The organism is Nostoc sp. CCY0012 (genome assembly GCF_963920855.1).
Taxonomy (GTDB): domain Bacteria; phylum Cyanobacteriota; class Cyanobacteriia; order Cyanobacteriales; family Nostocaceae; genus Cyanocohniella.
Genome location: NZ_CAWUDM010000016.1, coordinates 1 through 21,286 on the forward strand (window position 1 = coordinate 1; position 21,286 = coordinate 21,286).

The 21,286-nt window shown below is 42.7% G+C and carries 16 protein-coding genes and 1 pseudogene; 3 read left to right on the forward strand and 14 right to left on the reverse strand.

Annotated features, from left to right (window positions below):
* Positions 1-78: 78 nt before the first annotated feature.
* From egtD to remA, 5 genes are all read right to left on the reverse strand, one after another.
* Positions 79-1,113: an L-histidine N(alpha)-methyltransferase gene (gene egtD, locus ACM0OS_RS06340; protein ID WP_414542322.1), complete on the reverse strand. Its 1,035-nt coding sequence runs from the start codon at positions 1,111-1,113 to the stop codon at positions 79-81.
* 198 nt (positions 1,114-1,311) lie between these two features.
* Positions 1,312-2,577 (reverse strand): ergothioneine biosynthesis protein EgtB, encoded by a 1,266-nt coding sequence (locus tag ACM0OS_RS06345; RefSeq protein ID WP_414542323.1) that lies wholly within the window; start codon positions 2,575-2,577, stop codon positions 1,312-1,314.
* Complete coding sequence (gene egtC, locus ACM0OS_RS06350; RefSeq protein ID WP_414542324.1) at positions 2,552-3,340, reverse strand: ergothioneine biosynthesis protein EgtC; 789 nt, start codon at positions 3,338-3,340, stop codon at positions 2,552-2,554. The genes ACM0OS_RS06345 and egtC overlap by 26 nt, the downstream gene beginning before the upstream one ends.
* A 295-nt stretch (positions 3,341-3,635) precedes the next feature.
* A complete protein-coding gene (gene gmk, locus ACM0OS_RS06355) occupies positions 3,636-4,235 on the reverse strand; it encodes a guanylate kinase (protein WP_414542325.1) in 600 nt (199 codons plus the stop codon).
* A 181-nt stretch (positions 4,236-4,416) separates the two neighbouring features.
* Complete coding sequence (gene remA, locus ACM0OS_RS06360; RefSeq protein WP_280793307.1) at positions 4,417-4,683, reverse strand: extracellular matrix/biofilm regulator RemA; 267 nt, start codon at positions 4,681-4,683, stop codon at positions 4,417-4,419.
* A 437-nt stretch (positions 4,684-5,120) separates the two neighbouring features.
* Between remA and ACM0OS_RS06365 the strand changes: the two are divergent.
* Positions 5,121-5,246 (forward strand): annotated as a pseudogene (locus tag ACM0OS_RS06365) (ribonuclease III); the annotation flags it as partial.
* An 11-nt stretch (positions 5,247-5,257) separates the two neighbouring features.
* Here ACM0OS_RS06365 and ACM0OS_RS06370 read toward each other — a convergent pair.
* The 3 genes from ACM0OS_RS06370 to hetZ all read right to left on the reverse strand — a co-directional run bounded on the left by ACM0OS_RS06370 (position 5,258) and on the right by hetZ (position 10,166).
* Positions 5,258-7,573, reverse strand: coding sequence for a DUF3488 and DUF4129 domain-containing transglutaminase family protein (locus ACM0OS_RS06370; RefSeq protein ID WP_414542326.1), 2,316 nt, complete (start codon positions 7,571-7,573; stop codon positions 5,258-5,260).
* 399 nt (positions 7,574-7,972) lie between these two features.
* Positions 7,973-8,953, reverse strand: a complete 981-nt coding sequence (locus tag ACM0OS_RS06375; RefSeq protein ID WP_414542327.1) for a PatU — start codon at positions 8,951-8,953, stop codon at positions 7,973-7,975.
* Complete coding sequence (hetZ, locus tag ACM0OS_RS06380; RefSeq protein WP_414542328.1) at positions 8,946-10,166, reverse strand: heterocyst differentiation protein HetZ; 1,221 nt, start codon at positions 10,164-10,166, stop codon at positions 8,946-8,948. The genes ACM0OS_RS06375 and hetZ overlap by 8 nt, the downstream gene beginning before the upstream one ends.
* 206 nt (positions 10,167-10,372) lie before the next feature.
* Between hetZ and ACM0OS_RS06385 the strand changes: the two genes are divergently transcribed.
* Positions 10,373-10,846, forward strand: a complete 474-nt coding sequence (locus ACM0OS_RS06385) for a hypothetical protein (protein WP_414542329.1) — start codon at positions 10,373-10,375, stop codon at positions 10,844-10,846.
* Positions 10,847-10,982: 136 nt separating this feature from the next.
* Here the strand turns inward: ACM0OS_RS06385 and sds are convergent, their stop codons facing one another.
* Positions 10,983-11,954: a solanesyl diphosphate synthase gene (gene sds / locus ACM0OS_RS06390; protein WP_414542330.1), complete on the reverse strand. Its 972-nt coding sequence runs from the start codon at positions 11,952-11,954 to the stop codon at positions 10,983-10,985.
* Positions 11,955-13,046: 1,092 nt separating this feature from the next.
* Between sds and ACM0OS_RS06395 the strand changes: the two genes are divergently transcribed.
* Positions 13,047-13,232, forward strand: a complete 186-nt coding sequence (locus tag ACM0OS_RS06395) for a hypothetical protein (RefSeq protein ID WP_414542331.1) — start codon at positions 13,047-13,049, stop codon at positions 13,230-13,232.
* A gap of 133 nt (positions 13,233-13,365) precedes the next feature.
* Here ACM0OS_RS06395 and murI read toward each other — a convergent pair whose 3' ends face one another.
* The 5 genes from murI to ACM0OS_RS06420 all read right to left on the reverse strand — a co-directional run bounded on the left by murI (position 13,366) and on the right by ACM0OS_RS06420 (position 21,245).
* Complete coding sequence (murI, locus tag ACM0OS_RS06400; protein WP_414542332.1) at positions 13,366-14,229, reverse strand: glutamate racemase; 864 nt, start codon at positions 14,227-14,229, stop codon at positions 13,366-13,368.
* Between the two features lie 120 nt (positions 14,230-14,349).
* Positions 14,350-16,281, reverse strand: a complete 1,932-nt coding sequence (locus tag ACM0OS_RS06405; RefSeq protein WP_414542333.1) for an N-acetylmuramoyl-L-alanine amidase — start codon at positions 16,279-16,281, stop codon at positions 14,350-14,352.
* 425 nt (positions 16,282-16,706) lie between these two features.
* Complete coding sequence (locus tag ACM0OS_RS06410; protein ID WP_414542334.1) at positions 16,707-18,599, reverse strand: N-acetylmuramoyl-L-alanine amidase; 1,893 nt, start codon at positions 18,597-18,599, stop codon at positions 16,707-16,709.
* Between the two features lie 614 nt (positions 18,600-19,213).
* A complete protein-coding gene (locus tag ACM0OS_RS06415) occupies positions 19,214-20,707 on the reverse strand; it encodes a cation:proton antiporter (RefSeq protein WP_414542335.1) in 1,494 nt (497 codons plus the stop codon).
* Between the two features lie 124 nt (positions 20,708-20,831).
* Entirely contained in the window at positions 20,832-21,245 is a 414-nt protein-coding gene (locus ACM0OS_RS06420) for an EVE domain-containing protein (RefSeq protein WP_414542336.1), read from the reverse strand.
* Between the last annotated feature and the right edge of the window lie 41 nt (positions 21,246-21,286).

Consider the following 21,286-nt stretch of genomic DNA (forward strand, 5'->3'; position numbering starts at 1 on the left):
GAAAAAAGGCAGGGGGGCAGGGGGCAGGGGGGAAATTTCTGCGTTACTCCCTACTCCCCACTCCCTACTCCCTACTCCCTAATTTTGTAACTGACAAAGCAATAACCCAACCCACTGCTGTGGATCAGTCCACACATGAAGCGGTGTTAAACCTTGTGCGGTGAGTTGCTGTTGAATAGTTTCCAGGTCAAATTTGCGGGAAATTTCCGTGAGGATAGTTTCCCCTGGAGAAAAATTAACAGTGACGTTGAGAGCTTTTAATTCTACAGTTTGCGATCGCAAGCTGCGTAAATGCATCTCGATTTGATTTGCTGTTTCGTTATAAAATGCCCAATGTTCAAACTGCGCGGTATCAAAATTGCCCTCAAACCGTTGATTTAAATGCGCCAACATATTCAGGTTAAATGCTGCTGTTACACCTTGGCGATCGTTGTAAGCTGGTTCCAAGATATTTTTGGGCTTTTGTAAATCTATCCCTAATAAAAAATATTCACCCACTTGCAGCGCATTGGTAATTTGGGACAAAAATAAATCACACTCTTGGGGCTGGAGATTACCTAAAGTGCTACCAATAAAAGCAATCATCCGATTGGGTAATTGGGTAGGTACAAGTTGTGCTAATGCTAATTCGTAGGTTCCCGCAAGTGCATGAACTTGTAAAGAGGGATAATCAGCTAATAGCTGCCTAGCACTACTTTCTAATATCCCAGCACTCACATCAATAGGAAGATAGCGCAGGGGATAGTCTAACTCCTGGTAAGCATCCAAGAGGATTCGGGTTTTTGTCGAGCTACCACTACCAAGTTCGACTAATTCACAAGCACCTGTTATCTGGGCAATTTCACCAGCATACTCCTGTAAAATCGCAGTTTCTGTGCGTGTCAGATAATATTCTGGTAATTCACAGATTTGTTCAAATAGCTCAGAACCCTGATCATCGTAAAAGTAACAAGCAGGAATAGTTTTGGGTGTTTGAGTTAATCCCTTAATGACATCATTGCCTGTATTGGGGACAACTACGCGATTTGCTGCTACCAAATGCTGTACCTGCAAACGCTGTTCAACGCTGTTTTCCAGTGTCACCTTGGTGCTAGCAACTTTAGATATTGACATTCAACCTCCGTATGTTTGGCGTAATAGGTTCCATTTGTTGGGCAAACCTTTACCCCAGCCAGTGAAACACATAGCTATAGCTCATAACATCACGCTTGAGCCAGATTAATCAAGCTTTCAAGCTAACATTAGATATTTTCTCTGATTCCCAACCAAAAGGTTGACACAATTGCGAACTGCAAACTGCAAATTGTTTAGTTAGTCAGCTGCACAACGAAATCCAGCGAACATTTCGCGCATGTGGGGATAATACCAGTTACGAAAACTAGAACGCAGTACCCAAGGGCGTGTTGCCCAACTACCGCCTTTTAAAACGCGATGTTGTTGATCAAAATAAACTTGTGAGTAACCGATGTAAGGGTAACTCTGAAAACCTTTGTAATTATCAAACCAAGAAGCCGTCCATTCCCAGACATTGCCGAGAGTATCGTATAAGCCATAGGCACTTTGTCCTTTTGGATAGGCATCTACTGGCGTAGTCTGACCAATGAGGCGATAGCGAAGCGCTCCGTAGGAATCGCAGTTACAATTTTCCGATGTAGGTAATTCATTACCCCACGGATAGATGCGGCGACAATTAGCTTGAGCATCCCAACTAGCAGCTTTTTCCCACTCGGCTTCTGTTGGTAGTCTTTTTCCCACAAACCGCGAGTATGCTTCGGCTTCATACCAACTCACACCATAAACTGGGTGATTATCCACATTGCGATCGCCACACCAGTAAAGTGGTTGTATTATCTGCTCAGTTTGTCGCCATTGCCATCCCGCCTCTGACCACCAGCGATAATTTTCATAGCCTCCCGCTGCCATGAATACCCGATACTGCCCACAAGTCACCGGGTACTGATCAATATAATAAGTGTTTAAATATACTTTATGTGCAGGTTGCTCATTATCCAGAGCATCTATAGAATCTTGCCCCTGCTCAAACTCCCCCGCCGGAATTTCCACCATCTCTGTAATATTACTGTAAGAAGGGGCATCATTTACTTTTTTCTCCAGCGCCCCCTCTTCCCTTTTCAACAGTTCCCACACAAAGCTAATAATTTCACTATGTTGGCTTTCATGCTGAATCAAAAAGCGCCACAAACGTTCTTCACGTTCAATATCAACTACTTCCAAGTGTTCTAAAACTTTGTTTCTTACCGTGTCCAGATAATAGAGAATTTCCTCTAAATTAGGTAATTGTACACGTTCTGATTTCGGTAAACCATCAGCCGCCAATAGTTTGCGATATTGGGGAAACAAGCAAGGTAAACCCGCACTATGTTCTAGTAACCACAAAGACTCAATATAAGCAATGTGACCTAAATGCCAGCCAACGGGACTAAAATCAGGATGAGGCTGACTACGAAATGTCGAGTCGTCCATCCCCTCAAACAACTTTAGAGTTTTATGACGACACTCATGTAAAGCACAAGCAATAGATTCTTTGACACTAGATTTGGTCAACTTGGATAACACAGTCTTCTCCCACACTGATAATGCTATTTTCTGGAAAAGCAGTCCAATTACCAGTAAATAACGGTTCAGAGGCAATAATTACAGATTGAGGAAAATTTAAATCATCTCTGAGCCAATAAAGCGATGGCGCAGGTGCATTAGAGGCAAAGCGGGAAGCAATCAAACGATTTCCATCACTAAAAACAATGTTGGCTGAAACTTTGATTGTATGGCGTTTTGCCATTTCTAATAAAGTTACTAATGTATTGCGTAAAGCATATTCTGGAGGTCGATGTTTGTTAATTTGAGTCTGGGAAAGTAGCAAGGCGAAAATGTGTTCCGAATCAGTATTCCCATTAATTTTTTCGTAAAAATCGTGAGTTAAAATACTACGGATTTTGCGGTGTAATGTTTTGCGAAAATTTTCAATAAATCCATTGTGAATGAATAGCTGTTGTTGATAACTAAAAGGCTGACAATTAGCAAAATCTAAAGCTTGTCCTTCTGTAGCGCTGCGAACATAAGCTAGTAAACACTTAGATTCTACATAACGGCTCAAATCAGGTAAATTTACATCATTCCAAATAGGTAGTGTATTTTTATACGTAAAGGGTTCAGCCTCTTTTTGATGATGATACCAACCCACACCAAAACCATCTGCATTGACAACCCCAGAAGTCATTTCGCGTGGTTGGTAACTCTGAACTATTAAAGAATGTTCAGGTTTATACAATATTTTTTCTAATGAAACAGGTAAACCTATATAAGCGAGTAAACGGCACATGTATAAAAAAATATATAAATAGAAAGACTTATTGAAAGTTTGTAGTCAGCGGCTCTAGCCCTTTAAAGCCTGGAAACAGAGCGATAAATCGCTCACTACGAACGAAACCTTATTTTACATTTAATTTTGACTTTGCCTGATTCGTAGATAAAATTGTGGAAATTTTGCTTGGTAGTTGACGACTCTAGCCAGGATGACAGTCCTCGAAAGGACACAAGAGAAAAGTCCTGCCCTTTCTGTGTGTCCTTTTTGGTAGGGTATTATCAATGCTTCTGATGCTACTAAAGACCCTCAATTAGCCAAACAAAGTCCCTTCGATGGCGTTAAGAGCCTTTTCTAAATCATCATTAACAATTTTTACATCAAATTCGTCCACAGCTTGAATTTCTTCTTCAGCACGGCATAGACGACGGGCGATCGCTTCTTCCGAATCTTGGGCGCGACCACGTATCCGTTGTTCTAATTCATTTAGGGAAGGCGGTAAAATAAAAATGCTGAGGGCAGCAGGGAAGGAAGCACGGATTTGTCTTGCCCCTTCTAGTTCAATTTCTAGCACCACTAACTTACCAGATTGAACTTGGTTAAGCACTGCTTCACGGGGTGTACCGTAATAGTTACCAGCAAATTCTGCCCACTCTAAGAATTCACCTTGAGCAATTAATTGTTCAAACTTACTACGGCTAATAAAGTAATAATTTTTGCCATCAGTTTCTCCTGGACGAGGAGAACGAGTCGTCACGGATACAGAATAATAAAGTTCCGGATGACGTTTTAATAGCGCTTGCATTAAAGTTCCTTTACCAACCCCACTAGGGCCAGTTAAAACAATCAGCCTACCTGGAGATGGGCATTCTTTGGTAGTAGCGCTACTCTGGGTGGGTAAAACTTGCATCATCCGTTTAACCTGTGAATTAATCAATCGACATTATGTATGAGTCATTAGCTTTATGTTCGTTATCAGAAAAATCTTTGACGAACAAATTTGTAGCACGGGTGACAGAAAACTTGTCTAATTCACATGGTACGGCCGATGTGGTGCAAATAGGGGTAGGGTTATTGACCTACATTACATGAAGTCAATTATCTACAGCATGATGATCGCGAGAAATCACAAAGCGGTTCGCTACCGTTTCCGGTTGAATCGCTGACAAAATCACGTGGCTGGAATCAGTGATAATTACAGCCCTAGTCCGACGACCATAAGTTGCATCCACTAGTTGACCTCTGTCCCGCGCATCGGTAATGATCCGTTTAATGGGCGCAGATTCGGGGCTAACAATGGCAACTACTCGGTTAGCAGACACAATGTTACCGAAACCGATATTGATTAATTGTATTTCCATAAAAAACAGACACCAAATGTGGTGTGACAAACTGGTAAGGTATTTATTCCCATGTTATCCCCAAAAAATCGCAGTTACAACGCTTTACGACAAGCTTCCCTGAGTTTTTAAAGGACAAATGGGTTTTTTAGCTAATAAATAGCTAAATCTACTGAAAATATTCCCCAAGACATATGCGAAACCGTAAAAATACAATCTAATTAATGGATGTAATGTTACTTTGAGTAAAAATCTCGATTAAAACTGGATGTCGTCAGAATTTTCCTCAGTCTGGAGACTGATAAGTAGCAAATATTGTTTCTTCGACTTAGATATTACCTATTCAGCTTTGTCTAAAATTTTAGGTGAAAATATAGATTGATCTGCTGATACTGCCTCACAAAATAACTAGAGGTTCTGTATGAATAAGCAAGAAACGATCAAGAAACAGAAGAGAAATGCATGAATTATTAAATTTTCACAACGAACAGTTTTTACAGCAGTCGTTGACTCACCGTTCCTACGTTAACGAAAATTCTGGTGAAATGCATCATGAACGCCTAGAGTTTTTAGGCGATGCCTTACCATACTTAAATTAATTTGCTGTCTTCTTCAGTATTTGCCATCTTTCTCGCAGTTGATTCAAGTTAGGTGCATGACCACCATAACGCCAGCCTACATAAGCTTGGCAAATTTCATCTATTACCTCAGCCGTTGCTGGGGGATGATGCTGGTGTACTCCGCTGGCATACTCTAGAGGTGTTTGTGCTGGATGTTTAGTCAGACCTTTAATTGATGCCCATTCCAGCATTTGCTGATATAAATTTTCCATCGGGGGCAATTTCTTCAACCAACGGCGCTTCAGCCATTCTTGCCACTGTTCCCAACCTAGCCAACCCAAAAAGGCTGTTGTGGTCGCCACAATTAGGCCGGTCAATATACCCAGCCAACCTTGAGAAAATAAAGCCAAGAACCAAGCGATCGCCCTAGTCAACCAGCTAAATATAATTCCCAATACATGATTGAGGAATCCCGTTACTGGAGAAGGTAACCAACCAGCCACCCATTGCCAAAACTGCCGCAGCACACTAAATGTCTGAATATCCTCAATGGAAGGGGGAATCAAAGGCTGATTGGGAATGGGGTTAAAGGCGAACCAGCCATATCTAGGGAAATACACTTCTGTCATCGCAAAAGCATCTGTGTTGCGGACAACGTACATTCCTGTAAAGGGATTAAACTCTCCTGCACCAAACCCCGCAACTAGCCGCGCTGGGATACCAACGGAACGCAGCATGACCGTGAGAACTGTGGAGAAATGGTCTGGATAGCCGCCTTTATGCTTGAATAAAAAAGCCTCTACCAAATCTTCGTCTTCCCCTAAAAACGGTAGTCCTAAGGGATTTTCGGGAATAGAGTAGTTTTGTTTGAGATACTGAGCTAAATAAAGTGCTTTTTCGTAAGTTGAATCTAAGGTTTTAGAAGACTGTGATATTCGTTCTTGATTATAGTTGGCAATAATTTCTTCAGTACGTTGCCGGACTTTTTCGTTAATTTCTGGAGGAACTTGCAGATAATATTTTTGAATATTTGGTGGATACTTAGTAGAAGTTTCACCTAATAAAGTGCGATCGCGGTAAGGGACTTCAGAAATCACAGTATAGGTGAGTCCTTCAGATAAACTCACAGGCGATCGCAACCCATTTTCTTGATCAACAGCAATAATTGGCGTGGGAAAGTAAATTTCTTTGGGATGCGCCATAGCCGGTATCAGGTTAGGCAAGTCTGACACCACTGTGTAAGTTTGGACTATTTCTCTAGTACGACCAGTAAATATTGGTAAAGGTAGACGTATTTGGTAAGACCAAGGAGATCGCCTGTGGGTACTAACTTCCTCATTGCGAGAAATCTCCCATCCTTTGCCGGTGTAATGGTCAAATGCTAATACTCGCCAAAATCCTTCGATTTGCGATCGTACCCGCATGACTACCTTAGGGGTCATTTCTCCCCGCAGGTTTTGGTTAATCTGGCTATTAAAACCGTAATAAAAGCTTTGATCTAAACTACCTGGTTGACCTGTTTGGCTTTGTCCCTCACCATTGCCATCACCTTGGCCATTAGCATTACCTGGGCGGACATAACCAGGATTAATAATGCTCCGACCTGTAAAATTATCCTGGACATTAATCGGCCCACTTACAGGAAAATTCCGCAGCTGATAGCCAGGGAATCTCGGTAAAACCGCAAAAATTGTCAGCCCTAGGGCGACAACTACTGTAAAAAGTAAAAAATAAACAGATAAATTAGAAGATAATTTTGGTTTTTTTGATTTTAAACTGGGGGTTTTTGCTTTATTCAGACCGAGTTGTGAGCGATAGTTTAATCCTAAAGTCGGCAAGGCGATCGCTAAAAATAACAGCAGCACTGGTGCAAAAGCCAGAGTTTGGCTGAGTGTTGCGGCTACACCCAATAAAATCAATCCGATAACTATGGAATAGCCCAAATCTTTACGCCGGGGCATATCAAAGCTATGGAGTATTTGCAGTTGAATCAATAACTCCGCCAATGCCAGTCGAGTATCATTCAATTCTCCCAGCAATCGCCCGAAGAAAGCACCCAAAGCAATTAACATGCCAATGGCGATGCAAAACTTTACTGGCACATTGGTACTATGGCGACGATAATAACTCCAACCAGCACCCACCATACTTAACGGCACTGCCCACAGACTAAACCTAGTCGCAGCCGAAATATCCGTGGCGACAATTCCCATGATTACCAACGCCAGCACTAGCACTCTTAAGGAAATTGCCTCTTCCACTTCCAGTGCAGGCGATCCTTGGGCATTTTGCCACTTGTAACGACCTAAAGGTAGAAGCCAAACCTGATTGATCCTGGATAAGTTAAACATTGAGATGTCAGCAAAGGGATGTTGTTATGCCATAGACACAATGTTGGGGATATAAACTGACTACCTTACTTGCTCATTTATATTGTTGATGCGAGTTCCTCTAAAGAAAACAGGAACTCCCCGAAGGTAGCCTTTGGGAGTTTAAGTATCTTATACATGTGTCATTTTGATTGCGGTTAATGTAGAAACCCTAATGATCGCTTGTTAAAAAGTAGAAGCCCTAATGATCTGTTACTAAAAACAAATCATCTTCAAAACCACGAAAACCATAGGATTGATCAGTGTTAATCAACCTCATATGCTCACGTTGGTCTGCACGCAATTCAAAACTCAAAAGTCAAAAAGCTTTTACTTTGAGATTTTGAACATTTTGAAGTATCCCTGTTGCGCCTTGCTGTCCTAAATTGTGGGGTTAATCACAAATAACAATGGCTGTGCGTCCAACTCTGGAAACTCAACTTCCAAAGTGTACGTCGGGTTAACTTGATTGCAGTATAACTCAACACTCAAAGCTCCCGGAGTCGAAGATTTTGCTACTGCTTGGTTGCCATCACCTTGCAGCTGCAAAATTCCCGCGGCGGGTAACTCACTTTGAACACGCAAATGCGTCATCTGACCCTGAGATTGGTATTCTACCCTCAGCTTCAGAGTTCCTTCGTTCGTTAGCCATTGTCTTTCTACTACTGGATTAGTGGATGACACTGGTAAAGTCAAATCGTCTAGCAGTTGTTTAGCTGCCATGAGTGACAATGCCATCTGTTGACGCGGCTGTAAATCTGAATAATCGCTCTGAATTTGCGGCATGGTTTCCAGAGTATCCACAGATCTATAGGTGCTTCTTAGCACCAATCCAGCTAGATCATTGATTGTTTGCGATTCGTTGGGGAAAAAGCTCTCTACTACCTGTACTAGTTTTGCCCCTAGAGGTAGTGAAGAAGTGATCATTCCTTGACATCTTTCCAAAAGTTCTTGGAAAACTTTCTCCGGTAAGGGGATGGGCAGATTCAGTTTTGACTGTTGTGCCATCCATCCCCAACTCGGAGTTAATGCTAGCGATCGCTCTTCTACAAAATCTGGGTACTCTACTAATTGAGACTCCCAAGGAAATAAAGGAGGGTGGTCTTCGACTTGGATTTGTAGCCGACGTTTAAGGACGGCTTGGAAACGTTCTTGCACAGTAGGAATTTCTCCCAATTGAAAGGTTTGGGCGATTCCTCCCAATTCTGGCTCACCGCCTGTTAAGGCGGCTACCTCCTTGAGAGGGTCATATACCCCGTCATCTTCCTCACAATCTACCCATTTAGGCTCATGGATGTTAACTTTATTTGCCAACAACCCATCGAGTATATGGTTCTGTGAGGATTCTGAGTTACTATTCATGAGTAGATGCACCTGATCCGGACACTAGGGAGTTACGAATTTCCCATGCTTGTTCCAGAATCTTAAACCAGCGTTTTTGCAGTTGGGCTGTGGACAAACCCAAAGCTTTGGCAATTTTTTCATCTGGTTGTCCTTGTTGTTTCAATTCTAGTAACGAGCGTTGTTTATCATCCAATTGGGCTGTATAATCTTGCCATTGCTGGGGAGTCAAACCTAAATTAGTATGCAGTGAGGCTTCCAACCACTCGTGAACTAATTCCCAACGATGCAATAAGGCAAACCGAATTAGATGATATTTAAATCGTTGTTGTAGGTAATCTCTCTGGCGGGGAGTTAAACCTAAAATCGATTCAATTTCTTGGGTAGGTAAATCCTGGAGACGAAGAGCAAAGTAATCAGCACAATCAGATTGTTGCCGTTGTTCCAGGTAATCCATTAATTCCGTAATCACCACGGAACGTAAAGTATCTTCTTCCGGTTCTGGTTCCGCTTGCGTAGCCATTGCTGAACGCAATTGCTGTACTGCTGGCTCTTCCCAAGAACCGTCATTATCGTTAGAGCTACCTTCTGCGGCTTGTTCTATATCTACGCTGGTTTCCTGGGGTTGCTGTTGCGAAAAAGTTTGGGCCCGCAGGATAATTAGCTGCTGTTGCCGCCCTGGTAAAGGTATGCGCCGCTTACCATAGCGCTCTGTAAATGCCATATACTCTGCCAATTCCAGGAGAGTTTGGGGACGATATGTAGGGCCCATTTGATTTTCTCGTCGGAAAGCATTTAAAGCTTCCAGATAAAAACCTTGGAGAAAATCTTCAATAATGGTCAGTCGCCCTTGATAGCTCAACTGCCGTTGGGGAGGATTAATGTAACGATAAATAATGGCACTGAGAGTACTGTGTAACTCTACCCTACCTCGACTGGAACCTAACTGATAGTACCTGAGACACTGTTGCAGCCGATGCCGTGCCAGGGATATAGCAGAGCTTTCTACAGCACCGGAAGCTTGGATACGTTTACTTTCGCTGCAAATCCGGTATACTTCGGTGGTAATTCGGGTTGCTACATCGTGGCAATTTTGTTTGGAAGCTTTGGTAGACTCCTGAAGCTCCTTCAACAAAAGTTGAAATGTCCCCTCCACGCCGATAGAATTGTCTCCCTGAACTGCTGGGGTGGGAAATGTTGTGTTTGGAATTGTTGCGGTTGCGGCTGAATTCATAGTCTCGGTTTTCAAAAGACCCTAAAATACTTAAATACAACCTGTTACGACCGTGGGTATTGGCTTTGTGGATTTGCGTATAAGCTAAACGCAGGACTATCGAGCATTTAGGATGTGAATACTTTTATTGTTCCCAAGTCTGATGGGATTGTTCACATGTCGATAGATGTTTTTGCCATTACCCACCATGCCGTTTACAAGTCATTATGGATTTAAAAACACAAATTCAATTGCTGATTGATAATGCACCCCGCGATGGCATAACACCACATCTTGTCTCAGCAATTGCTCCTGTATTAAGCGCGATCGCTCTTAGATTACGTCATTCCCAATACTATATTCTTCAAAATTCGGAAGAGAACTGGGTTTTAACTACATTGAGCAATCGGGCAAATGCAGGATTTGAGAAGCGTGTTATCTACGCTTTTCCTACCATACAGGATGTCTCCCTAATTTCACCTGCTGGGCTTGACCCTCAAATGCTAGCGAAAATTGTTCCCGTCACCCATATTTTGTTCCAACTGGTGGCATTAGAACCCGTAGATAGTATCGTTTTTTTGGAGACGCCGGGTAAGACCACTCATACCTTGGAAGTCAAACGCTCAGAATTGCAAAATCTCTTGCAACAACAGCTAAAACAACAGCGATCGGGTAAAAACATACCCCCAAATATTGCATAAATAAATTACGGAGATGGGATTTATTAGATACAATCTAAAATCCCATCTCCGTCTGAGGAATTTTGCCAGAAAAAATTTTCTTGAGTAGCAAAGTTTTTGCAAAAGTTCCAATTTATGATGAAAAATCTAAAATTGGTTAATAAAGTCGGCTCAGTACATAGTCAGCTATATGAATCAATGCCTGGTGTGATGCCGAAGGCGGTAACACAGCCAGATGATCAACTGCTAGCTTGGCATGGTGGTCTGCTAGTTCCCGTGCCTGCTGTATACCTTGACTATTTTGAATCAACTCTAGCGCTTGCTCTAAATCGCTTTCCTGGGTAAATTCCCTTTCAATCAGCACTTCCAGGTATGGTTTTTCCTTAAGAGCGAATAAAACAGGCGCAGTCAGATTACCACTTTTGAGATCAGATCCTGCTGGTTTGCCTAAAGTATCTGTTGTACTGGTGAAATCTAAAATATCATCCACAATCTGAAATGCTAAACCTAGATGACGTCCGTAGGCGTACAAATGGTCAGCGGTTTCTGGGGAGACGTCACTAAGTAACCCAGCAGCTTTGGAACTATTGGCCATTAATGAAGCTGTTTTGTAATAGCTCTTTTTTAAGTACGTCTCAATGGAGATGCTATTGTCAAAGCAATTCAGTCCCTGCTGGATCTCCCCAGTAGCTAGATCCATAATTACTTCAGATAGTAGTTTCACCACTGCCAAATTATCCAGATTGGCTAAATACCAGGACGATTGGGCAAAGAGAAAATCTCCTGCCAAGACGGCAATACGATTCCCGAACAAACTATGAACTGTGGGTACACCACGTCGCATCTGCGATTCATCTACCACATCGTCATGCACTAGGCTTGCCGTGTGAATCATTTCTGTAATTTCTGCTAGGCGTCGATGACGTGGAGTAATGTCTTGTTCTAACATTGTCGCCCGCGATATCAGCAACACAATTGCTGGTCTGATACGCTTGCCCCCAGCTCCGAATAGATGTTCGGCTGCTGCAAAGAGGATGGGGTGGCGATTTCCAACTAGCTGCTTGAGGTTTTCTGCTAGTAGTTGCAGGTCTGCTTCCACAGGGGTAAACAGGGAGGTGGCTGGGGTCATGGATGGGCGGACTCTGGCTTAGGTTACGAAAGTTTACATATCCTACACTCATTTTAAGATAACCCTGTGCCAGCGCAAAGTTTTGATGAGAGAATACTGGCTGATTCTACATTTATTCTGCATAAATAGTTTAGTTTCCACACAAGCGTAAATTGGAAAAACGCTTTGTGGTTAAGCTCTACAGCCTTATCTCTGATTCATGAAAATATTTTGTCAAGTCAAGGAAAAATTTTTTATGTGTTATTTGTGTTGTGAAAAATTAAGGACATAAAATTTATGTAAAATTATGTAATATTTTACACTAGTACAATTAAGCTAAATTTTTTCGTAAATTTGTCTAAATAAAGGAATATTCAGGGTTTTTAGCCAAAATAAATTTTCGGACAACAGTATTAAAAGTTGTATTTAACACAATACTTTACAACTTATTTTTTAAGTAAGAGTTAAAATTTATACTTTTTACTAATAAAGCCAAAATTAGCTTCTCCCAGCCTAGATTTTTGCCCCAAAAAAATTTCAAAATTGACTCCAAAGTCTGCTGAAAACTCAGGATCATTGTGTTACGCTAAAATCTAGGGATTTTAAATTTTTCAGGTACTCATTCTCCAACAGGTAAGATGCCTTTAGGTAAAATTACCTATATGGTTTTGAGGGTCTAAAATAAGTCTTCGCCGTGAATTAAAAATTAAGGAAACAATTTCTTGGTTATTTAATTCGGCAAAAAAGCCTCCTGGGATGGAGCTTCGCGGTATCCGTATGGTTATCACTGCAAGGCTTTAGCTTACTTTAGTAGCTAAGGCTGCTCTTGTCATAGAGGTAAGCCCAAAATAATGCAGACTAAGTAGACTGCTGAGGAGTGCAGTTCAAATTGCTGTCTAGCAATTTAGCTGTTGTGGTGTTTTGTCTGCAAAAACTTAGTTAAACAATTATTTATTTAACCGTAGAGAATCACAGCTGTACGGCGAAATTTCAGTATAGCAAACTACAGCCATCAAGAATCTCTTGGTCGGTTGAATTTTTACTAATTTTATAAAATTTCATATTCCTTTCAGAAAAGGTGCTGGTAGAACAATGATTTACGGGAAGATGCCTATGTTGATTTTTATTTTAGCTGCTGGATATTTGTTCACAGTTTACCTATTACTAGCTCTAGCAAAGCGAACTGGTCAAAAATCTGCTCCGAGGAATTTGCCGACAATAAACCCAGGAAAATATAAGCAAGATGTGTCAGCAAACTCTAATGTCAGTAATGTCAGTGAGGCAGTCAATAGCCAATAGACTAGCTCGGCAGTCAACAGTCCAATTTTTGGTAATTTTGAGTGGTAATCTTCTGTGATGTGTAAAAACCCCGGTTTCTTTGAGAAATCAGGGTTTTTATATTTCATCATAGCTATAGCTGAACAAAGCTTGATTAGAATTGGGAAACTGCTGTATCAGTAAAATCTACAACCTCAACCATAGGGGTATGGCCTAGCAACTGCACACCGGATTGGGCAAACTGTTGTGGACAGCCACTAACAGCAAAGCGAGTGGGTAGTGGGGGGTGAGTATTACTTAAACCGAGTAGTTCTAATTCTTGAGTACAAGCTGCCACAACGTGAACTGCTGGGTCAACTAATTTGACATGAGCAGGTAGAAGCGATCGCAGTACTGGTGCCAAGTGGGGATAATGAGTACAGCCGTAAACTAAGGTGTCAATATTTTGCTGAATCAGCGGCTCTAAATATGAGCGTGCTACTTCAGTAGTGTAGGGGTCATTGATCCGATTTTGCTCAATCAGTGGCACAAACTCTGGACAACTGACTTGCCAGACTTGGACACTGGGGTCAATTTCTAGAATTGCGTGGCGATAGGCATTGCTTTTTGCTGTGGCTGGGGTAGCAATCACACCAATGCGCTTTCCCTGCTGGACTGCTGCTTTAGCCCCTGGGAGAATTACTCCGAGAATGGGCAGGTCAAATTCTCCACGGACTATTTCTAATGCCAAGGCAGAACTTGTATTACAAGCCATAACTACCATTTTGACGCGTTGCTGTTGCATCCAGTGCAGGATTTCACGCACATACTGTAATATTTCTGCTTGTGAACGAATACCGTAAGGCAGCCGAGCAGTATCGCCAAAGTAAATAATCGATTCATTGGGTAGATGCCGATAGAGTTGTCGCAGTACCGTCAGCCCACCCACACCACTGTCAAAAACGCCGATTGGGGAACGTTGAGGTTCTTGAGCAGAAACATCGTCAAGGTTGCCTTCAAACAAGGAAGATGAATACACAGGTAGATTATTGAATTAGGTTATTGGGGTATAAAATACAGAATTTAGCAGAGAATTTGCTAACTGACTACTATATAGGGACTAGCCTCAAGCCTCTAATGTCTAGCCCCTAGTTGGATTTTACCTTTGCTGTAAATATTTGAGGACACCATTTGCGATCGCCTCTGCCATGCGATTTTGATAATCTGGTGTTCCCAAGCGGGGGTTATCTTCTCGACCTGTCATATAACCTACTTCTACTAAAATCGCAGGCATAGAACTTTTTCTGAGAACGTAAAATCTAGCTTGGCGGGTTTTTCGGTCTTTAATAGTACTAATATTTTGCAGAATGCTATTGTGAACTGCTTGAGCTAAACGACTGCCGCTTTCATAATAGTATGTCTCTAATCCATTCACCTCCGGGCGATCGCCAACGGAATTAGCGTGAATGCTGACAAATAAAGTCGCATTAACTCGTTCGGCAATATCTACCCGTCCCTGGAGTTCGACAAAAAAGTCAGAATCCCGTGTTAAAACTGCTTGGACACCATTTTGCTCTAAAATTTCTGCTATCCGTCTACTAATAGGTAATATTACATCTTTTTCTTTTAATCCACCCAAACCAATAGCTCCTGGGTCTTTACCGCCATGTCCAGGGTCAACTACTACTCTCAATTTGCCTCTGGGATTTGTAGGGCTTGTCCCTGGTTGAGATGTGGGTGGGGGAATGTCAATGGCCAGATTTGGTGATGAGTCTCGGTTGGGTAGGGGTAGGGGCGGTAAACTTACTGGCGGAGTAACTGCACGGGAGCGTTGTAATTGTAAAACGACTAACTGGCTACTGAGTTGGTTAACTTCGCCAATTTGCACTCCAGTGGCTGGTTGAACCAAAACATTGACTGAGTTTGGTGCTTGTGTTTGCAAACGTACCCTGAGGACAGGACTATTGGCATCCAAAGCCGGGCCGGTGACAGTGGTAGCTAACTTTGCATTAGGAATATTAATCCTAAACAGACCAGAGGATCTATCCCATCCACCAGTGGCGGATAAATTTTGGTCGCCGCGAATCAACAGTTGCGTACCATTACCTGCTAATTCTACAGATTGAATGGTGGCTAAAGAGTTACTAACAGTAGTAACAGGTGGTGGTGTCGGGTTGGGGCTAGATTTATTAGTTTCCGGCAATCTGGCAATACCACGACTTGGCAAAACTACAAACCCACCAATACTGCTGGTGCTGGTTCGCCAATCTGGACTATTTTTATCTACCTGTAAGGTCATCCGCACAGTGGATGGTTGTGCTGACAGTTGAGTGAATTGAATATTGCTGACACCATAACGATTAATCGATAAATCTTGTTGCCCTAATTTAGGCGACAAAGACGCACCAGCAATATCAATATTAATTTCCCGCTTGTCCTGACTGCGATTCAGCTGAATTTGCGGATTTCCCCCACTAGTGCGGATGAAAAACCCATCACCTGTGATTCGTAAATCCTCAATTTGAGTGACTGCTGCTACTTGATTGACAATCGACTCTTTATTATTTGATGTGTTAGAGCCTGTTCTCACCACACTATAAATATTTCTAGGAGCAAGGGCTGATGCCGTCGTTCTGCCTGTATCTGGTGGCGTGGCGACTTCTTGCTGTAATGTAACTGCGTTGTTAGGAGCTGCTGTATCCAATTCCGGAGTCGGTAATTGTACTGACCAACGACTAGCAGTAATACCTATAAATTTTACTTGCTGGGGGTCTAACGTATAGCCAGGATTCAGTTCCACAACTATACGTGTTGTTTGGGGGTCAAACTGCGCCGCCCGTACAACCCGAACTGCCCCACCTACAGGCTGCGTTGACGGTGAATTGCCAACGGTGACACCTGGTAAATCAATTACCAACCGTGTGGGGTTAAATACCAATTGTGCTTGGGGTTGAACAGCACCCGCAGTGTTAATTTCCAGACGATTTTGAGTAATGTCAAAACGCCAAGATTCTAGTCTCGCAGCCAAAGCTGGCGATGATAGTAAGACAATCCCGCCAATTGTACTAGGTAGTAACCAGTGTAATTTCACAATTTTTGCTCCTGATTCGCGTTGATTATATTGGCAAATCCTCACACCGTCGCCGCCTAAACTTTAGCTTGACAAAGAAAATTCTGATCCGCGCTTCCACAGATCAGAGCTTTTCTTGCAGCAAAAGACTTTTTCGCTGGTATTCCAGCCACCGCTAATGGCGTAATATTGTAGCATTAACTTGTGATTTTGCCATCCCGCGAAGGTATCATTTACAAGCAAAGTAGCAGATGACACCAAACAGAAGCTCATCAGAATTAACCACACAGTTACTTCCTGTTAATGGCACTTAAAATCAGGCAGGATCTTGGTGTTGAGTTATTTAATTGCTGATAGTTAATGTACCCAAAAAATTCGCATTAATATCAACTCATTGGTGATGCAAAATTAGTAATAGCCACCATCCTACCTGTGCGTGAAATTGCTTATCTGCGTTGTATATGTTGGAGAATCCCTTTGGCGATCGCCTCTGCCATTTGATTTTGGTGAGCTGTGGTTCTCAGTTTAGCAGCATCCTCCCGACCGGTGACGAAACCTAATTCCACCAACACAGAGGGCATAGCACTTTTCCTAAGTACGTAAAATCTAGCTCGCCGCACGCCCCGATCTCTAACAGTTACATTTTGGAGAATGCTGCGATGAATCGACTGAGCTAGACTTTGACCACTCTGAAAATAATATGTTTCCAAACCATTGACATCGGGACGACTCATACTAATGGCATTGGCATGGATGCTGACAAATAAATTAGCGTTAGCTTGTTTGGCTAAATTTACGCGTCCTGGTAGACTGACGAAATAATCTGAATCCCTGGTCATGACTACTTGGACGCCATTTTTCTGCAAAATCTCGGCCACCTTTTTGCTGACTGACAAAACTACTCCTTTCTCTTGCAGTCCGCCAATACCAATAGCCCCTGGATCTCGACCACCATGTCCAGGGTCAATCATCACGACTACTCTACTTCTGGGTGCTGGGCGTGGCGTTGGCTGAGGTGTGGGCCGAGGAGGCGCAGCAGGATCTGGTATTTGCCCTTGATTTGCAGGTGGTAAGGGCGGTAATGCTACAGGTGGTGTAGTTTGCCGAGAACCTTGTAATTGTAAAGCTAAAAGCTGGTTACTAACTTGATTTAGGCGCCCAATTTGCACTCCTGTGGCTGGCTGCACCAAAATAGTTACTGTGTTGTTTTGGGGTTGCAGACGTACCCGGAGGATGGGGCTACCGGCGGCAAAATTTGGGCCTGTAACCTTGGGAGCTAATTTAGCATTGGGAATAGTAATGCGGAACAATCCGGAGGATGTATCCCATCCACTGGTAGCATTGACTTGTTTATCGGATCTAATTAGTAATTGTGTGCCATTACTACCCAATTCCACAGCCTGAATTGTCGCTGGAGAATTATTGACAACGGGTGGATTGGGAGTGGCTACCGGTGGTACTGGCTGATTAGGTGGTGGATTGTTCGGTGAGTTGCCTGAATTATTATTTCCAGGTAACGTGACCACACGAGTGGGTAGAACCACCAAACCACCAGAACTACTATTGGTTACCCGCCAGTCTGGGCTATTTCTATCTACCCGCAAGGCCATGCGGACTCCTGGCGGTTGGCCTGTGAGTGGAGTAAATTCTACACGACTTACACCATGTCTGTTGATTTCTTGATTTCGCTGCGCCAGACTCGATGATAAACTCGCATCGGCGATATCCATAAAGATAATATCGCGTTCGCGGCTGCGGCTCACCTTAACTTGAGGGTTATCGCCCTTGGTACGGACAAAAAAACCGTCCCCTGTTACCTGTAAGTTCTCTATCTGAACTTTTCCTGGTGTGGTACTAGCAACCTGATTAGAGAACTCTGGCCTGTTATTAGTATCAGAGTCAACAGTTACTATATTGTAAATATTTCTGTCAGAAGACTGTGTTTGCTGTGCCGTTGGTCTTGGTAACTGTACCCTCCAACGACTGGCTGTCACGCCTTCAAATTTCACTTGCTGGGGGTCTAAGGTATAACCAGGAGTGAGTTCAACTACTAAGCGTGTTGTTTGTGGGTCAAACTGTGCCACACGTAAAGCTCGAATAGCACCGCCAAACTGTTGCGTGGACTGCGGACGCCCAAAGGTTGTACCGGGCAAATCAATTACTAGACGCGTCGGATTGAAGACGAGTTCTGCCCTGGGTTGCACAGCACCGGAAGTGTTAATTTCTAGACTATTTTGAGCAGGATCAAAACGCCAAGATTCCAGTTTTGCAGCCAAAGCCGGCGACGATAGTAAAACGATAGTTCCAACAGTACTGGGTAGTAACCAGTGTAATTTCACAATCTTTTCTCCTGATTCGCGTTCATGGAAGCCATCAATATTTCAACATATTGGCAAATCGTTACACTGTCACAACCTCATCTTTCGCTTTGATACTTCTGGAAATTGTTTGCTGGTATAAAAGCACAATTAATGGCGTAAATTACTAGTATGCCTTCTAATTTTGCCATCCTATCAGGACATAAGAATCACACCTATAAAGCATCGGATGCAACAACAATATCACAGAAGAATTAACTGATTAAAGTCAATCCCCGTCAGTGATACTTGACGTAGCCTTAGATTGGTGCCGAGTTGTTGAATTGCTGGCAATCAATGTGTTGATTAAAAAATTCCAACTACTTTTAACTGATGTGGTTAACTGATGTGGTAAAAATTGCAATCACTAATTTCTAATTGCTGAAAAATATCCAAATTTACACAGACAAACAGAATGTTACTAGTAAGGAGACCAATTATCAAATTAACAATCTTCAAGGACGGAGACTTAGGCATAGAAGTTTCCCGGAAAGAGAGGGGGAGATGGGGGGATGGGGAGATGGGGAGAAAGATTGTGGTGCTAAACCCAAGTACCCCTAGTCCCTAGTCCTTAGTCCCTAGCCCCTAACATCTACTTAGGTTTTGGATACATTATCCCCAGTATCAGGGTTGCCTTCCTTGATCCCACCATCATTGGCGGCAGATGCTATCGATTGAGGTTGGTCTACCATTAACGGTGTTCCAGTCACACTGTCTAAAATCAGTTTATTTTCGGCATCTGTTGCCAAATTGTCTGATTCTGGAAATACGAAACGTAACAGTGGCGGAGCTAAAAAGGTTGTGAGAATGACCATCATAATAATCGCTGCCCCCAGTGATTTAGAGAGAACGCCACTGGCGGCACCAACACCAGCAAACACTAACCCGACTTCACCCCGAGGAATCATCCCTACACCAATTGCTAAACGATTGATTTGGGGTTGACCAAACACGCTGAAACCTGTGATCACTTTACCGATAATGGCCACTACTATCAGGAAAGTTGCCATAATTAGACCTTCTCGATTGCTGGGGATGGCTGGATTCAAAACTCCTAGGTCTGTTTTGGCCCCAACAGTGACGAAGAAAATTGGTACTAATATATCGGCAATGGGTATAACTTGCTTCTGCAATTCTTTACGTTTATCGGTTTCTTCTAGGACTAAACCTGCGGCAAAGGCTCCCAAAATAGCTTCTAACTGGATAATTGAAGCCAGGTAAGCCATGACAAAAGCAAAAATGAATGCTGGTATAACTAGTTCACCGCGTGTTTTGAGTTGATTGGCGATCGCCACAAATGTTTTATTGAAAACATTCCCTAAGACAATGGCACCGATGAGAAACGCACTGGCGCTGATAATCAAATAAATGACTTTGCTGACATCTACTACGCCATCTTTAGCTAGGCTGGCAACCACTGCTAAAACGATGATACCTAGTATGTCGTCAATTACAGCAGCACCTAAAATAATCTGCCCTTCTTTGGAATTGAGTTTTCCTAGTTCTGACAGCACCTTGGATGTAATGCCAATACTTGTGGCAGTTAAAGCCGCCCCAGCAAAAATTGCCGGCACTGCACTCACACCAAATAAAGCCATTAGTCCCACGGTACCAGCGGTAAAGGGAACTACTACCCCGACTATTGCCACAACACAGGCTTGGAGACCCACAGATATCAGGTCTTTTAAGTTGGACTCCAAACCAATTTCAAATAGCAGAATAATCACACCCAATTCCGCTAAAACAGAAACCACCTCTGATTGAGCCTCGAATACCGCTGGAGTGGCTTCAGGTGTTAAACCAGCCGTGGTTTGCAGAAAGGCCATGATTAAAGAGTTAGAACTATCCGTGCCACCTTCTGGAAACACCAATAGATGCAAAACCGAGATGCCTACTACCACACCTCCCAAGAGTTCGCCTAACACGGGCGGTAAACCCACTCGGTTTGATAACTCCCCACCGACTTTACTGGCTAGGTAAATTACCACTAAACTCAGTAGTACTGCGGCCATGACCATTGAACTGTCGGCTGTTTCTGTGGCACTGGCCAACAAGGGAAAATATACGTTTGTTGCATCTAAAAACTGCATTATGTCCTGCAAAAATCCTAATGTGTTCTACGAAAAAGCTTCTCTTTATTTTTACTCCTTTGGGAAAGCAACATATCTTTACAATATATACAAGTTGCTGACCCCAGTCATAAATTAACTTGGGCTAACTTGGGCGATCGCTTAACTCCTGCAAGCGCCTCCAGTAAACTTCCGATACGGGGACAACAGAAAGTCGGGGAAGTCTCAATAAATCAAAGTCGATGAAATTTCCATCCTGCTTAATTTGCGCCAGAGTCAGAGGCTGAGAAACTCTTTTGATAGCCTTGATATCCACAACTACCCGTTTGGCATCATTTAACGCTGGGTCAGCATAAGGTGAACTGACTATCTCTGCTATACCCATAATTTGCCGTTCTTTACCTGTGTGATAAATCAATGCTAAGTCCCCAGGAACCATCATCCGCAGATGTTTGAGTGCTAAAGAATTGTTAACCCCATCCCAAACTGTACTACCTTCCCGCTCTAGATCAAAATAGGAATAATTGTCTGGTTCCGTTTTTAGTAGCCAGTATGCCATCAAAAAACCTCCATAAATTTTGGTGTAATTTTTTTAGTTTC

Bases quoted from the DNA above. Each gene is read 5' to 3' on its own strand.
- egtD (WP_414542322.1), bottom strand. From the start codon at position 1,113: ATGTCAATATCTAAAGTTGCTAGCACCAAGGTGACACTGGAAAACAGC.
- egtC (WP_414542324.1), bottom strand. From the start codon at position 3,340: ATGTGCCGTTTACTCGCTTATATAGGTTTACCTGTTTCATTAGAAAAA.
- gmk (WP_414542325.1), bottom strand. From the start codon at position 4,235: ATGATGCAAGTTTTACCCACCCAGAGTAGCGCTACTACCAAAGAATGC.
- remA (WP_280793307.1), bottom strand. From the start codon at position 4,683: ATGGAAATACAATTAATCAATATCGGTTTCGGTAACATTGTGTCTGCT.
- ACM0OS_RS06370 (WP_414542326.1), bottom strand. From the start codon at position 7,573: ATGTTTAACTTATCCAGGATCAATCAGGTTTGGCTTCTACCTTTAGGT.
- ACM0OS_RS06375 (WP_414542327.1), bottom strand. From the start codon at position 8,953: ATGAATAGTAACTCAGAATCCTCACAGAACCATATACTCGATGGGTTG.
- hetZ (WP_414542328.1), bottom strand. From the start codon at position 10,166: ATGAATTCAGCCGCAACCGCAACAATTCCAAACACAACATTTCCCACC.
- ACM0OS_RS06385 (WP_414542329.1), top strand. From the start codon at position 10,373: ATGGATTTAAAAACACAAATTCAATTGCTGATTGATAATGCACCCCGC.
- sds (WP_414542330.1), bottom strand. From the start codon at position 11,954: ATGACCCCAGCCACCTCCCTGTTTACCCCTGTGGAAGCAGACCTGCAA.
- ACM0OS_RS06395 (WP_414542331.1), top strand. From the start codon at position 13,047: ATGTTGATTTTTATTTTAGCTGCTGGATATTTGTTCACAGTTTACCTA.
- ACM0OS_RS06415 (WP_414542335.1), bottom strand. From the start codon at position 20,707: ATGCAGTTTTTAGATGCAACAAACGTATATTTTCCCTTGTTGGCCAGT.
- ACM0OS_RS06420 (WP_414542336.1), bottom strand. From the start codon at position 21,245: ATGGCATACTGGCTACTAAAAACGGAACCAGACAATTATTCCTATTTT.